The following is a 14,269-nucleotide window of genomic DNA, read 5'->3' on the forward strand; positions in this document are numbered from 1 at the left end:
GTGCGTCTTCCGACCCGCGCCTGGTCCGATTTGCTCCATCATGGTCATGACCGGGCCTTTGTCGTGGCCGGGGCACAGAAGGATGCCATGCTGGAAGACTTCCAGATGGCCATTGATGACGCCATCGCAAAGGGCATGCCGCTCAAGGGATGGCTCGACAAGGATGATACCTATCATCCCGGCTTTCTTGATCGCTTTGACGAGATCGTCAAAAAGCACGGCTGGGATTACAAGGGCGGACGCAACTGGCGTGCCCGCGTCATCTATGAGACCAATCTCAAAACCGCCTATGCTGCCGGTCGCTACAAGCAGATGACCGATCCGGCCACGCTTAAGGCCTTTCCTTACTGGCAGTATAAGCATGCCTGGGAACGCATTCCGCTTCATCCGCGCGAAGAGCATGAAGCGTGGGATGGGCTGATCCTTCCGGCTGATGATCCATGGTGGCAGACCTATTACCCGCCCAATGGCTGGAAATGCGGCTGTGGCGTGCGGCCAGTCAGTCGGGCAAAGCTCAAACGCGTTGGTAAGGAAGGCCCCGATACCGCCCCTTCCATCCAGTACCAACAGAAACTGGATCCCGGCACAGGTGACCCAATCGACTATCCCGCTGGCGTCGATATGGGATGGGCCTATGCCCCAGGCCGGACATGGGCAGATGGACTGGTGCCAAGGGAACTGCAAAGATCAGCAGGCAGGCAAATGGAATTGCCGGAAATGAACAATCTGCCCGCCCTATCAGGTGGTTCCAAGCCTGTGATGGCTCCACTTCTTCCTACTGGTCAAACACACGAATATTATGTGTCACAGTTCCTAGAGGCTTTTGATGCTGATCTTGATGAAGAAAAGAGCTTTCGGGACAAGGCGGGCAATATTGTTATTCTCAGCAGGAAACTATTCCAAAGGGCGGACGGTTCCAGCAAACTGAACAGCACCCGTGCTCCCGCCCTTAAGCAGCTCGCCGAAGCCATCATGGATCCAGATGAAATCTGGGTTGACTGGGAATGGCATGATGTGAGGAAGGAATGGATACTGAAGCGCCGTTATCTGCGCTCAGCTCCCAATCTTGCCGGGTTGCTTGTGTTCGAATGGTCCCAGCATGGCTGGTCAGCGACCACAGCCTACAATGCAGCACGTGGTCGCAAGCTCAAACCAAACCACAATCAAATCAACAGCTGGCGACGGGGCCATTTGTTATGGCAGCGCAAATAAAAATGGCAGCCGGTGCGAACTGCCATTTGCGCAATCGAGTGGAGACACGCACCTGTCCCCGATTGCATCAATGTAAATATAGCACCCCTGGAGGGCTTTTTAAATGCCATTCCTCAGTTTCAGATATGACTATGCCTCCGCAGATCAGGAGATCCGCCGTCTGATCGACAAGATCGAAGACAAGGCCGCTATTCATCGTGTCATCGGCATGGCGCTCTATGATCAGACCATGGACCGGTTCGAGCGTGAAGAGAGCCCGGATGGCAACAAATGGGCACCGCTCGCCCCACTTACCCTCTCTAACCGCCGCCAGCCCAGGGGCATCTTGCGCGACAGCGGTGAGTTGATGCGCTCCATCCATTTTGAAGCCTCATCCTCCCGCACGGAGGTCGGCACCAATCTCAACCATCCAAAGGTCTGGGTCATGCAGCGCGGCGCAACGATCAAGCCGCGCCGGTTCAACTCCCTGCGCATCCCTGTCTCACGCGGGGCTGAAGGCTATGTCTTCAGCAAGGGCGTGAAGATCCCCGCACGGCCTTATATCGGTATCGGACGGCAGGATGAAGAGGTGATCCGGGAGGAGCTGGAGGGGTATTTTGGGGACTGATGATATGGTCGGAACGGCCCAGAGCCGCCGTTCGCCAAGACCCTCTCACCAAAAGCCAGCGTCCCCAAAGCAGGCATACGTGGCTGTGCTCCGGTTCAGGCTTCTTCGAAAAGCCAGCAAGCAAGTCGAGGCGTTTCAATGTTCTTAATAAGGCAGTTTTAAAACGAAATGAAAGAGATTCCAAAACTTGCTTTCACCCGAATAGACCCGTCCTTCGAACCATTCAGCCGCTTTATAAACGGCATTGAAGCCCGCTCGTTCGTAGATGATATTGGCTTCATCAAAGCTGATGCATTTTGCTATTGGACTCGCTGCCCAATCATCATCTAGGCCCAATAGGGTCACGTAAATGGTGCCGTTATCATTCAATAGGGATTTTAAGCGACCGAGGAACTCCTCGAGGGAATAGGTGATATGGTGAGAAACGAGAGATGCAACGATAAGATCGTAGCGCTGAGTTGTGGTAAAATCTTCAAATCTGCTTTGAATGAAATTGATCTCTTTGTCTGAAGCCAATTCTTCAAAAACCACAGGATCAATTGCATCAACGTTATGGCCCTTATTTGCGAAATACCTCGCCATCCCTCCCTCTCTTGCACCAACATCTAGCACTCTACCTGGTTTAGGTAATTCAATTCTCTCTATAATATCGGCGCGTATCATACAGGCATCTTTCTCGACTGTTTGTTATTTGCAAGGCTGTCTCTTGCGGTGTCTTGAAGAAACCATAGCCTGTACGAGGAAAACGTCTCGAGCCAGCGTTTAGTTTTGCTAACTCACAGCTGCAAACGGTCCTGCCACTTTTAGTGTCCAATTTGGGCTCGAACCGGACTGGTGCAGTGCATCATCATGCGACAACGCTCATCCAGGTTGGTGATTTGCAATCGCGGCCCCTTAAGAGACACTCAGCGATAAGCTGTCATACTGCGGCGCTCCCCTCCCATCCGGTCATTTGCCGCAGATGTGCAATCTCAGGGGAGATGCATATTCACGATGCGGACTTTATGGAACTACAGCGCGGTCTGTGGCAAGATCTTGCAATGATAGAATTCCGCTCCCTTTCCGATGACCATCCCGACCTCGCGCATTCCCCGCTGCTGCACGGTGCGCTCCTTACACTGCAATATGCGCAGAAGCACGGATCAATCGCTCTGACCAAATCTAAGGCCTTCAAGCGCATTTTCGTCCATTGGGCCGTCGAGAATTTCAATTGGCCAGGCAAAAGCGCAGAAGAGATGTTCCGCTATAACAAGGTAATCAATGAATATGAGTTTCCTCCGCTCGAGATTATCCATTTCCTGCTCATCTCCCTGCGCCTGGGACGTCACTTCAAGGGTGAGTTTCGACTGACCAAGCGGGGCATAAAACTGGCGCAATCTCCTGGCCATCTGTTTGCCGAGTTGATCCCATACTTTGTGCTTCAGATGGATCACTCTTCTTATGCACGCTTTGAAAACCGTCCCTTCGGGAAGTGGGAGGTCTGGATGAATGTGATTAACGTCGAAGCCGATCAAGGCACGACCGAGGCTGCCTTGTTCGAAATCTTCTACGGTGAGCCGCAAGATTGGCACACTGCAGGGTGGAGAGAGATGGCTGTGTTTTCAGCCTGTGTACTTCGTCCGCTCGAATGGGCTGGGTTGCTGGTGGAGACACGTGAAGAAGGAGGCAGCAAGCCTGTATGTCATGTGTTCAAAACCCCACTCTGGCGCAGCGCGATCAACCTTGATACCGACAACATGCTGCGGCCAATATCCGTTCAATGAGAGATGCTTTTTCGGCTACCAAGATGTGGCGCTTTTAGCGTTTGCGGCCCCAAGCGGTCGAGTGCGATGCGTAATGATGAAAGCCGCTCATCTAGGCTTGCGTTTTGCATTCGCGGCCCAAAGCTGCCTTTCGTGCACCTCGCAATGAACGTCCGGTTTGTCAGCCGAAGCGGAAATGCTAACTTAGATGGGTGGCAAGCGTTCGCTCTATTGCCACCACTTTGTGACACTTTCGGATCGAAAAATGGATAGTTGGGCGTGCCTGTATGTGTGTGGTCCGCAAAAGCGTAAACTTAGAAGGAACGCAGAGGCCTAGTAATGGGTCCCGTCGCGTCCAGCTCAGATATCTCAGGCAACCGCCCACAATTATCTTAGACCGCCGAGTATACAGGCTGCAACTGCTTTCTTCTCAAAAAATGAGACGTTCTTCCGGCGTTCCAATCGACGAATGCAACGTGTTTTGCGAGCTTTTCGATATCATCGTCCGATAGGTCATCGACGCCACAAACTTCCTTTATTAAGGCCTTTCTTTTGCTAACCTTAATATAGGGACATCCTATAATATCGCTAAACATCAGGTATACCTCTGAACTAGTCCTGAGTTCTGTTTTGTTTCTACGAACCTGTTTGAGAGCCAACTTGGAGATGGTTTCGAGCGCCCTATCAACATCAACAGACGGCGATGCTTGCGCCAACAGAAAAATCATCGCAATAAATGAAAAGTACCCAATGCTTTTCCTTTTAAGCAACATGGTGCACAGCTCAATAACAGGGGGCTGGGATAAAAACAGGTCACTATTAACCGAAGCACCAAGCACAAGCAGATTACAAATTTCTAAGGAAATGTCTTTCTCAATCTTTTCCGGTTTATAGGTAGCAACTAGCTCCGTTATCTCATAAACGAGATAGCTATCTAGCGCTTCAGCTTCTGACAATCCGATTGCAGTCTTGAAATTCTTTAAGCTCTCGAGAATTTGGAAAGATTTATAGATCGGAGCAACGCGAAAATCTGACGCCAAAGAATAGAATAGAATTCGCAGAATGGATCTAACTCTATTAATGGCGTCAATTTTTGTTTTAGTCGTAAAACTTTCTGCCGACTTTAATACAGCTTTAACGGCCTTCCCTATCTGAAAATAGATCGAGCCGGTTACTTCGTTGAAAGTTGCATCTGTATCACGAACAACTAGCCTTAACTCTTCAAGTAGGCTTCGCATGTTGCGGCGTATCTCTGTTTGTTCGTCCTCGTCATCAACTAACGGCCTTTTTGCTTCGGCTAGCAACCTAGTGGTAATATCTCCGATGCCTTGTTTTGCTCGGGTGATGTTGGTCACAAAAGGGCGGCGCAAATTTTCAAGTTTTCCCTCGTTCGGATACAGCTTATACTCTTCTAAACAAGTTTCTACAGCTCGATTCAGTTCGTCGAGTACAGCTTCATTCCGTGTAAAGAGGAAAAAGTCATCGACATATCTACGGAAAGTGTAATCACGCCCCTCGCGAAGGTGTTTATCCATTTTTAAGATTATATTTCTATCAATCTTCTGAAAGATTATCTCCGCAAAGACTCGTGATATCTCGGGTCCAACAACAATTCCATTTGTTTCATTGTAATTGGACCGTTGCATCAGTGCATCGAACCGGCCCTCGAAGGTATACTTGTTTGCTTGGGCTTTAGAATAAGGTTTATCCTTCACAGCCCATGTCACTGAATGGGTATAGATGTTAAAAAAGCACTTAGTTACATCAAGCTTTCTGAGATACTGAAATCGGCTCTCTAGCCTTAGAAGTTCGTTAGAGCCATAAAACTTGTCGAGCAAATTGTATTTTTTGACTGAAAAAAAGGATGGAGCAAAATTAATATCTAAGCGTCCATCTTCCGGCGCTACATGTGCTAGTCCAAGCTTCTTCGCATTCCCTGCTTTCTTCAATTCTTCCTTCGAAACTTCCGGCAAAACTCTGTACGGAGCTCGAAGCGAGTATCTACTTTCACTGCATTCCGAAATGATTGTATTCGAATATCCTACTAAAAAAGTTGCCATTCTGATCTGGTGAAGTGGATGAACAATACTGAGTGTATTGAAGCCTCTGGCTCCTTTGCGAATCTGGTAGCTGAAAGGAATTGTGTAAGTCTCTGGCCTCAAAGGCCTCCTGTAGTCCCCATTTAAAAACTCTTGTGCTTTAACAGAAAGCCGAGACTTTCTTAGCTCGGATACGAAGAGAAATTCGTTGGAAAAGGTGACAGGAACCTCGTATGGCAGTGTTTCAGTCAAGAGAGGTCGCAATTTCCGTGCGTGTGGTTCAAGCATTCAACCAAGCCTTTCTTATTTCGGAAACAGTGGCACGCTTGAAGCGCACGGTCATCTTGTTTGTGAACCCCTTGTAAAAAGAGAGGTTCTTTAACTCTGCCAACTGCTCTGGCGTGAACGAAGCTTGAATTTCCGTTTTGAACTGGCTGTTACCTCCCCATAAAAGGGATGATAAAAACCCATCTAACTCTTTCAGTTCGATTGGAGCAACTGAGACATTCTCAGGACCTTGCCGTCTGTATTGATACAAGCCGCATTTCCGATAATTGAAGTATATTCCGGTCCTGATTCTGGCTTTTTTCGATCCGTGAGTATGACCCGTCTTTCTAATTTCAAAATTGCTGGTGAGAAACTTCACTCGGTTTAGCAGCAAAGCAGCGTTCTTGTCTTTTTGGAATGCTTTCAAGCTAAGTATGATACGTGTCTTTCTGACTTTGATTTTGTCTTTAGATATCTTGACCAAGACTTGTCGGCTCATTCGAGCTCGAATTCCATTTGAGCATTCGAACGAATAACCGAGATAGGTGAACGAGCTGGCTGGCTTTTTGCAAGGATTTTTGTCTGAATCTGGTATCGACTCTAGAAAAGCATCTTCCGTCTTTGAGTTCAGTTCGAAATTTGGGCTTAGGATCTCCTTGATTTTGGCAAGTGCTGGATCGACCTTTTGCGTTGAAAACAACAAAATGTCATCTGCGAAGCGAAAATATCGGTAAACCCCTTCGATCTCCATGACTTCTCGATCAAATTTACGCAGCGCAAGTTCGGCGAAGGTGGTGCTGAGGCCAAGTCCACGAGGGATGCCAGATTGTGTTCCCCCAAGTAGGCCCGACGTTTCTAGAACTCTCAGGACTGTCTTTACGTGTGAGTGTGTCTTTGTTGAACTAAGAATCTCTGCCAGTATTGCCTTTGCATCTACATTTTCGAAGAAAGATTTTATATCACACCGCAATACATAAAATGGTGAAGCGTCGAACAGAGTTTCTAAGACGCCGTTAACCACAGTGTCGCGGCTAGCCGAGCTAACACCATATTGTTTGTTCAAAGACCTCGCGGTCGCTCGTAGAGCGAGCGCACCGTGAAAGTTGTTAATCAAAAGCAGCTTTCGCCCTTTGGAAATCGGGACCGAGCGGTGATGAAAAGTGATTGTGCCATCATCCACCTGTTCGCGTATCTGAGAAAGAAGAGCCTCGCAATCCAATGCCAAATCGACACCAAACTTCCTGGAGTCGCCGACCCGAATACAGCTTCTAAGATATTTTTCAGAAAATGGACTAATCTGCATTATTGTTTACTTCTTATCAAAAGGTTGTAAATATTTCCGATACAATTTGATCCGCATGCAAGTTAGTTGAGCGATGTAAGCATAACAATACCAGAAATTGCACAAAAACAGCAATGTGACTAAAACTGTCTTCGGTGCAGATAGCAGCAAAAGACTGCCTCCCGCCCGACCATGACGCAGCTATCAAAGCGAGCTTAAAGTTCCCGAGAATGTCCGCTTCTGCTGGCTACCATCAGGATTTTGCATCTGCGGGAAATGTCCGCAATCCGCCCACAGGCGTCGATCATCAAGCTTTCCGACAATTTGTCTCTGTCGCGTTTTGTACCCCCTCCCAGCCCCCACCATACCCAAAATTTCCGCGAGCCGCGTTAAAGGCGCGTTAGAAAGCCATTGAGGGCCTATTGTTGCGGTTGGGTTGCCTCTCATCTGCCGTTGGTGATAGAAGGGCGATAGCTTCCCCCCAAAAATTGACTTCATATGCCGCCCGGAACAGTTCCGGCGAGCGCCATCATTTTACCTGCCATGTTGCCATCAACTTGATCCCAAGGAGATGCGGCGTGGCCAAGGTTGATGACAAAGACAAAACGAAGCGCATTGAGGTGTTCCGTCCGGGCACGTTTACGGCGATGGGCGGCATGGCGTTCAGTGCGTCTGCTGAAGACCTGGCTGGTCTGGCTCAGCGTTATGATCCTGACGCATATCCTGTGCCTGTTGTTGTTGGCCATCCCAAGACTGACGATCCCGCCTATGGCTGGGTGAAGGCCTTTTCCTATGATGATGAGGCGGATCGCCTCTTTGCCGAGATCGGTGATCTGGAGCCACAGTTCGCCGATGCGGTTGCGCAGCATCGCTACAAGCGCGTCTCCATGGCTTTTTATAAACCAGGTGCAAGCTCCAATCCTGCGGGCGATGCTCTCTATCCCAAACATGTCGGGTTTCTTGGGGCTGTGGCTCCTGCTGTGCCCGGTTTGAAGCCGGTGGAATTTGCCGGTGAGGCGGATGATGTCATCGCCGTCGAGTTTGCCGATGCCGCCTTCAAGGATGTTGCCAGCATCTTTCGCCGTTTCCGTGACTGGCTGATCGCCAACGAAGGTCTGGAGACCGCAGACAATGTGCTGCCCGACTATCAGATCCGCTGGATCGACGATGCTGGCGACCTGCCTCCCGACATTCCTTCCCCCGAATTTTCTGAAGACGAGGAACCCACCATGGCCCTGAAGCCCGCCAAATCCAAACCCGCCCAGACCGCCACTACACAACCAAGCGAAGCTGAGCTTACCTTTGCTGAGCGAGAGGCCGAGCTGAACGCCCGTCAGGCAGAGCTGGACGAGCGGGAAGCCGAACAGCGCCATGAGACCCATGTCGCCTTTGCCGAAGGCCTTGTCGATGATGGCCGCCTGCCATCGGGCAACCGGGCCAAGGTGGTGGCCCTGCTCGATGGCGCTTCTGAGCTTGATGCGGACGAGATCGAATTTGCCGATGGCAACGAGACCAAGAAAGCCGATCTGGTCGATCTCTTGAAAGACGTGCTCAAGACCCAGCCTCCCATCATCCAGTTTGGCGAGATGGATCTGGGTGATGCACCGGACGGCAAGGAGCCTGATCCCGAGGTCATCGCCAATGAGGCGGTTGCCTTCCAGGTCTCCCAGCGTGAAGCGGGGATTGAGGTCTCCACGTCCGACGCCATTTCCCACATCCGCCAGAAGCGTGGCCTGACAGACTAAGCCGCACCCATTCCCCCTAATCTGGAGACGAGAACAATGCAGCAGCATGTAGGGCTGATCAAGAATTTCATGGCAGAGGGGCTTATTGAGAAGCGCCGTCTGGTCACCTTCGGGTCTGAAGAAGGCAATGTTGCCAGGGCTGGCATCGGCGATGTGCTGCTTGGCACGACCGCGATCCGTGGTGCCCCTGCCGCCAATAGCCGAGTGGATGTCTGTCTCGACAATATCCGCGAAGTCGAATTTGGCGGTGTTGTCGCCTATGGCGATCCGATCACCTCTGATGCCAATGGCCGCGCCATCAAGGCGGAACCGGCAGAAGGCAGTTCGGTTCCGATCATCGGACGCGCCATGGAAGGTGCCAAGGTTGGCACCATCGGGCATGTCTTCATTCAGCCTGCCATCCTTCACGGCTAAGGCCGTTCATCCTTAACCCCTACTTGGAGAGGTCTCGCTATGTCGACCGCTACCGACCAATTTACCGAAAGCCCGACACTTACTGCGGTCGCTATTGCCTACCGCAATCCCGATTACGCACTGATTGCCGATGATGTTCTGCCGCGCGTTGACGTGCCTGGCATCAATTTCAAATGGCAGAGCTACAACGAAGCGGAAGCCTTCACCATTCCCGACACCAAGGTCGGTCGCCGTTCTGCACCGAACCAGGTTGAACTGGAAGGCGAAGAGAAGGATGGTTCGGTCGAGGACTTCGGGATCGACATCCCTCTCGACAATGCCACCATCACGGAAGCCAAGCGTAACAAGTATAATCCGGAAAGCCGGGCAACCGAGCGGGCAACCAACATTATCATGCTGGATCGTGAAGTGCGTGTTGCGAGACTGATCACCGATCCTGCCAATTATCATTCCGATCATGTTGAGGCTCTGTCCGGCACGGACCTGCTGACGGATGAAGCGTCCGATCCGATCTCTCTGGTCGAGGATCTGATGTCCACCTGTTGGCACAAGCCCAACCAGATCACCTTTGGCTTTCGTGCCTGGCGTGCCTTCCGCAAGCATCCAAAGGTTATGAAAGCCGTTCATGGCAATAGCGGTGATGAAGGCCGCGCCACCCGTGCCCAGATTACTGAGCTGCTCGAAGTCAAGCGGATCCTCGTTGGCGAAAGCCGGGTCAACATCAACAAACCGGGTGAGAATGCTGAACTGCATCGCGTCTGGGACAACACCATTTCCGGTCAGTTCATTGATCGCACCGCCGACACGTCCGGTGGTTTGACCTTCGGCTTCACGGCCCAGCTCGGCAAGAAGATTGCCGGAACCCTTCCTGCCAATATGGGTTTGCGCGGTGGCAAACTGGTTCGCTCCGGTGAAAGCGTCAAAGAGTTCATCGTTGCCAATCGTGCAGGCTTCCTGATCCAAAACGCAGTCGTCTGATCGCCAGGACGCGGTGAGCGGCCTGGATAACTGACCCACCGCTCATTTCCCTCTCATTTGAAAGCCTCAAACCATGACTGACAAGAAGACTTACCCCGTTCTTTCTGCCGTCCGCCACAATGGCACGCTCTACAAACCCGACGATCCGGAGCATGACAGCATCACGCTCACCGAGAAGGAAGCCAACCAGCTCCTGAAGCTCAAGGTGATCGGTGAACCGGCCCATGAGGATACTGATGAAGCGACTGGCTCCGAGCCATCCCTCTCTGATGAGGAGCGCAAACGGGTCATCATCAATGTTCTCCCGCAGCTCAAATCTGACACGGATCTCACCAAGGCCGGGGAGCCGAAGGTGAGCGTGATCGAAAAACTGGTCGGCTTTGATGTCTCTGCCGATGAGGTCAAGGCGATCTGGGCGGACGTCCAGGCGCAGTCTGCTGCCCTCAAAGTTGATCCTCAGAGCGAATAGGCGCGTTAGGTCATGGCTGAGACGGGATCCTATCTAACGCTCGATGAGCTGATTGCCCGGCAGGACGAGAAGGACTTGCTTGCTCTTTGCGGGACAGGTGGCTGGAACGGTGCTGCCGGTCGGCAGATTGATGAGGCCCGTCTTGGCTGGCAGCTCAAACGTGCCCAGAGCATGATCGCGGGATATGTCAAATCCCGCTATCCGGCCCTTGAGGCCATGGTACCCGAGGACATGCCCGAAGCCCTCAAGGGCGCAGCCGAGACCCTTGTCATCTATTGGCTGCGGGATCGGGTCCATGACACGTCCGGTGTCTCCGATGAATGGAGGGACCGATATCGGGATGTGGTGAGCTGGCTCAAGGATATCCATGCGGGCCGCGCCGATCTCGATCTGCCCGGACTTGATGACGCATCCGCTGAGGATGGGTCCGGGATCCTCAGTGCCTTCCCGGTGGGACGGGCTGACCATGTTTTGAAAGGATATGGCTTTGACTGATCTCATCATCAAAACAGACCAGCTGAGCAATCTGGAAGCTGGCCTTGTTGAGCGGCTGAAGACCTTTCTGCCGTCGCCCTATTACATCGCACCATTCCCCGATAAGCCTGAAGACTTCGATATGGCGCGGATGGAGGCGGTTTGCCTCGTCCACTATTCCGGTTCCCGCTACAGCAAGCCGTCTGACCAGATCCGGCAGGTGCGCGAGATGCAGTTCACGCTGGCGCTTTATATCTATGCGTTGCGTGGTGGAGCCGAAGACGAGCGGCTTCATGCCTATGGCGCTATCGAGACGATCCGCAAGGCGGCGCAGAATGTGCGGCTTGATGGCTGCAAGCCCTTTTACCTGGTCTCCGATCAATTGGTCGGTCAGCAGGCCGGGCGCTGGGACTGGCAAATCGACATCGCCTGCGAGACCACCGCTGTTGCCGCCGAGCACAATATCCCAAGTCCTCGTTATCCCCTCAATCGCGCAAGACAGGAGGTCTGACCATGGCCGATATCGCGCCAGTCTTTAACGACTATGTCTATTCCGGGCCGGTCCAGTCGATCTGCCTTAAAACCAAGAATGCCGATGGCGAGCTTGTCACTTTCCTTGATGACATCCTCAATCCGGGGTGCACCTACAGCCTTCTGGAAGGGCATCGGGTTGTCGAGGGCTGGAAGGCCATGAAGCTTGTCACGCGTGCAGCACAGGAAGGAGCTGACCATGAGTGAGCGTAAGTATGGCGCAGAGATCGTCACTGTCGATGATGGCGGAACCACCGTCACCGAACTGAAGGCCGCAACGGCGTTGCTTGTCGGGACGGCACCTATTCAAGAAGTTCATGTCACACCCGAGGCTCGGGCAGCCTATATCAACAAAAAGATCCTCATTCGGCGTCGTTCAGATATCGAAAGCTATTTCGGTCCGGTTCGCGATTGCTATACGATCCCCACGGCGCTGCATCAGATGTTCGATCAGGAAGGCACACAAGGGATCGGCACCATTTGCGTGGTCAATGTCTTTGACCCTGATACTCATGTGGACGGAGAGAGCAATCCCGATCCGAGCCAGGTCACCAACCTTGATATCATCGGCGCGTTCGATGCCTCAGGTGCCCCGTCCGGGCTGCAACATGCCTATGCCTGTTATCAGTCTTTCGGCTGGTTCCCCAAATTGCTACTTACGCCAGGCTTCTCCACCCAGACCGGGGTGCGAGCCGCGATGGAAAGCATCGCCAACAAGGTGCGTGCCCGCTTCTTCCTTGACGCACCGCTCGGTGTCACCTCTCAGCAGGTGATTGAAGCCCGTGGCGATACAGGGGAGTTTGACTGGCAGATCAGCTCGCGGCGTGCCGTTGGCTGCTGGCCCTATATGAAGTTCGTCAATCTTGACAGCACGTCCCTGACGGCAGGCGAAGCGGTGCCACTCTGGTATAGCCCGGTGCTGGCGGCCATCTGGCTGCGCTATATCGTTGAGGTCGGCTATCACCATAGCCCTTCCAACCGGTCCATCATCTGCGAAGAGCCGGCACAGGAAGTGCTCTATATTCCTGGCGACTTCACATCCGATGTGCAGGAGCTGCGGGCCAATGGGGTGGTGACGTGCGAAGAGCGCCACGGCAAGGGGCCGCACACAGCGGGCAACCGGTCGCTCGCCTGGCCGACCGATACCAATATGCGCAACTTCCTGCATGTGCAGTTGATCGAGGATGTCATGCACGAGGCCGTGCTGCATTTCCTGGACCAATGGAAAGACCGCAATGGCAGCCCAGCCAATCTTGAGCTGATCGAAGACCGCATCAATGCCTACGGGATTGGCAAGACCACGGGCAAGGATCCGGCTCTGTCCGGCTTCCGCTTTGCCTTTGATCGCCAGAAGACCACCACAGCCACCGTAGCCGAGGGCCACTATTACTGGACGCTCGAATGGGCACCCGTCGGCGTCATGGAATGGCTGACGGTCAATGACTGGATCAACACCGACATGCTCGGGGATCCGCTCGGTCTTTCTACCTCTGACACATCGTCCGCTGTAGCCTGATAAGGGAGAACAACAATGGCAGATTATCGTCGTTACGGCCAATCGGTTCAGTCCGAGGTCTATCTGGAAGACAACAGCCTTGTTGGCATCGCCAAGGGTTTCCAGCTTCCGGCCATCAAATGGAAAACCGTGACCATCGAAACCCTCGGCCAGGTGGCGGTCTATGAACCGCCGTCCCGTGTTCTGGAAGCCCTCAATGGTTCGCTGACCATGAGCTTCTTTGAGCCGGAGCTGATGGGGGATTTCTTCAACCCGACCAAGTCGCAGAAACTGCAATTCCATCAATATGTCGATGTCAGCAATGAAGACGGCTATGACGCGGAACGCTCCTTCACCCGGATTTCCATCCTGACCATGCGCTTCACGGGCTATGAGCATCAGGAAGTCAGCCTTGGCGAGAATGAAGAGGTCCCGCTCGACTTTTCCTGCTCGCGTCTCGTCCAGCGCATTCATGACAGCGACAAGACCTTGCTTGAGATTGATGTCTTCGGCAACAAGGCAGGGAACAGTTCCGGCGCTTTCTGGAGCTGATTGGCCCACATTGATGGTAAGCGAAAGCCTCGTGCGGCATGCGCGGGGCTTTTTTCATGCACCCATTCCGAGGAGCTTACCATGTCCGGCACCGAAACTGCCTCCACCAAGCGATCCAGCGTCATCGACAAGCTGAAGAACTACCGCGCTTCCAATGAGGGCGATGCCACCTTCACACTGCCCGAAACCGGCGTCACGGTCAGCTATCCCAAATTCCGCAAGCATGGCGTCTGGGCCAGCGCCTTGCGCATCGCCAAAAACAAGCTTGGCAAGGCCCAGATCCTCTATGTCTGCCGCATCTGCCTGTTTGATGGCGAGAAGCTGACGGAAGCCGACTTCCGGGAATATATCCCCATGTCCGATGCCAACGAGCTGCTCGCCGAGATCTTCGGATCTGATGACGAAGACGAGGATGATGAGGGAAACGGGGTGGAGGGCTAAGGCTCTCCTCCCTTGACTGCC

General features: G+C 52.7%; 16 protein-coding genes. 13 read left to right on the top strand and 3 right to left on the bottom strand.

The features are described from left to right. Positions 1–1,212 carry a PBECR2 nuclease fold domain-containing protein gene (locus CPH65_RS08330; protein WP_096173065.1) on the top strand — a complete coding sequence of 404 codons (1,212 nt, stop codon included), beginning with the start codon at positions 1–3 and terminating at the stop codon, positions 1,210–1,212. A gap of 103 nt (positions 1,213–1,315) precedes the next feature. Then, positions 1,316–1,819, top strand: coding sequence for a phage virion morphogenesis protein (locus CPH65_RS08335; protein WP_096173066.1), 504 nt, complete (start codon positions 1,316–1,318; stop codon positions 1,817–1,819). A 144-nt stretch (positions 1,820–1,963) separates the two neighbouring features. Here the strand turns inward: CPH65_RS08335 and CPH65_RS08340 are convergent, their stop codons facing one another. Then, entirely contained in the window at positions 1,964–2,482 is a 519-nt protein-coding gene (locus tag CPH65_RS08340) for a bifunctional 2-polyprenyl-6-hydroxyphenol methylase/3-demethylubiquinol 3-O-methyltransferase UbiG (RefSeq protein WP_096173067.1), read from the bottom strand. A gap of 341 nt (positions 2,483–2,823) precedes the next feature. On the opposite strand from CPH65_RS08340, the gene CPH65_RS08345 reads away from it, so the two are divergent. Continuing rightward, positions 2,824–3,582 carry a hypothetical protein gene (locus tag CPH65_RS08345; protein WP_096176308.1) on the top strand — a complete coding sequence of 253 codons (759 nt, stop codon included), beginning with the start codon at positions 2,824–2,826 and terminating at the stop codon, positions 3,580–3,582. 371 nt (positions 3,583–3,953) lie between these two features. Here CPH65_RS08345 and drt3b read toward each other — a convergent pair whose 3' ends face one another. Both drt3b and drt3a read right to left on the bottom strand, forming a co-directional pair. Further along, a complete protein-coding gene (drt3b, locus tag CPH65_RS08350; RefSeq protein ID WP_096173068.1) occupies positions 3,954–5,888 on the bottom strand; it encodes an antiviral reverse transcriptase Drt3b in 1,935 nt (644 codons plus the stop codon). Then, positions 5,881–7,170, bottom strand: a complete 1,290-nt coding sequence (gene drt3a, locus CPH65_RS08355; RefSeq protein ID WP_096173069.1) for an antiviral reverse transcriptase Drt3a — start codon at positions 7,168–7,170, stop codon at positions 5,881–5,883. The genes drt3b and drt3a overlap by 8 nt, the downstream gene beginning before the upstream one ends. Before the next feature lie 557 nt (positions 7,171–7,727). Here drt3a and CPH65_RS08360 point away from each other — a divergent pair. The 10 genes from CPH65_RS08360 (at position 7,728) to CPH65_RS08400 (ending at position 14,248) form a co-directional block, all read left to right on the top strand. Continuing rightward, the gene (locus tag CPH65_RS08360; protein WP_096173070.1) at positions 7,728–8,894 is read left to right on the top strand and encodes a hypothetical protein; all 1,167 of its coding nucleotides are present in this window, start codon (positions 7,728–7,730) and stop codon (positions 8,892–8,894) included. 36 nt (positions 8,895–8,930) lie between these two features. Next, positions 8,931–9,308 (top strand): DUF2190 family protein, encoded by a 378-nt coding sequence (locus CPH65_RS08365; RefSeq protein WP_096173071.1) that lies wholly within the window; start codon positions 8,931–8,933, stop codon positions 9,306–9,308. A gap of 39 nt (positions 9,309–9,347) precedes the next feature. After that, positions 9,348–10,286: a capsid protein gene (locus CPH65_RS08370; protein ID WP_096173072.1), complete on the top strand. Its 939-nt coding sequence runs from the start codon at positions 9,348–9,350 to the stop codon at positions 10,284–10,286. A gap of 73 nt (positions 10,287–10,359) precedes the next feature. Further along, positions 10,360–10,755: a hypothetical protein gene (locus CPH65_RS08375; RefSeq protein ID WP_096173073.1), complete on the top strand. Its 396-nt coding sequence runs from the start codon at positions 10,360–10,362 to the stop codon at positions 10,753–10,755. 12 nt (positions 10,756–10,767) lie between these two features. Then, positions 10,768–11,250, top strand: coding sequence for a phage protein Gp36 family protein (locus tag CPH65_RS08380; protein WP_096173074.1), 483 nt, complete (start codon positions 10,768–10,770; stop codon positions 11,248–11,250). Beyond that, the gene (locus tag CPH65_RS08385) at positions 11,243–11,740 is read left to right on the top strand and encodes a Gp37 family protein (protein WP_157747572.1); all 498 of its coding nucleotides are present in this window, start codon (positions 11,243–11,245) and stop codon (positions 11,738–11,740) included. The genes CPH65_RS08380 and CPH65_RS08385 overlap by 8 nt, the downstream gene beginning before the upstream one ends. Before the next feature lie 2 nt (positions 11,741–11,742). Further along, a complete protein-coding gene (locus tag CPH65_RS23815; protein ID WP_157747573.1) occupies positions 11,743–11,967 on the top strand; it encodes a hypothetical protein in 225 nt (74 codons plus the stop codon). Then, positions 11,960–13,276, top strand: a complete 1,317-nt coding sequence (locus tag CPH65_RS08390; protein WP_172891486.1) for a phage tail protein — start codon at positions 11,960–11,962, stop codon at positions 13,274–13,276. The genes CPH65_RS23815 and CPH65_RS08390 overlap by 8 nt, the downstream gene beginning before the upstream one ends. Positions 13,277–13,291: 15 nt before the next feature. Next, positions 13,292–13,807, top strand: coding sequence for a phage major tail tube protein (locus CPH65_RS08395; RefSeq protein ID WP_096173076.1), 516 nt, complete (start codon positions 13,292–13,294; stop codon positions 13,805–13,807). An 81-nt stretch (positions 13,808–13,888) separates the two neighbouring features. Continuing rightward, on the top strand, positions 13,889–14,248 hold the full coding sequence (locus CPH65_RS08400; protein WP_096173077.1) for a hypothetical protein: 360 nt from the start codon (positions 13,889–13,891) through the stop codon (positions 14,246–14,248). Positions 14,249–14,269: the final 21 nt, after the last annotated feature.

It is taken from the genome of Cohaesibacter sp. ES.047 (genome assembly GCF_900215505.1).
Taxonomy (GTDB): domain Bacteria; phylum Pseudomonadota; class Alphaproteobacteria; order Rhizobiales; family Cohaesibacteraceae; genus Cohaesibacter.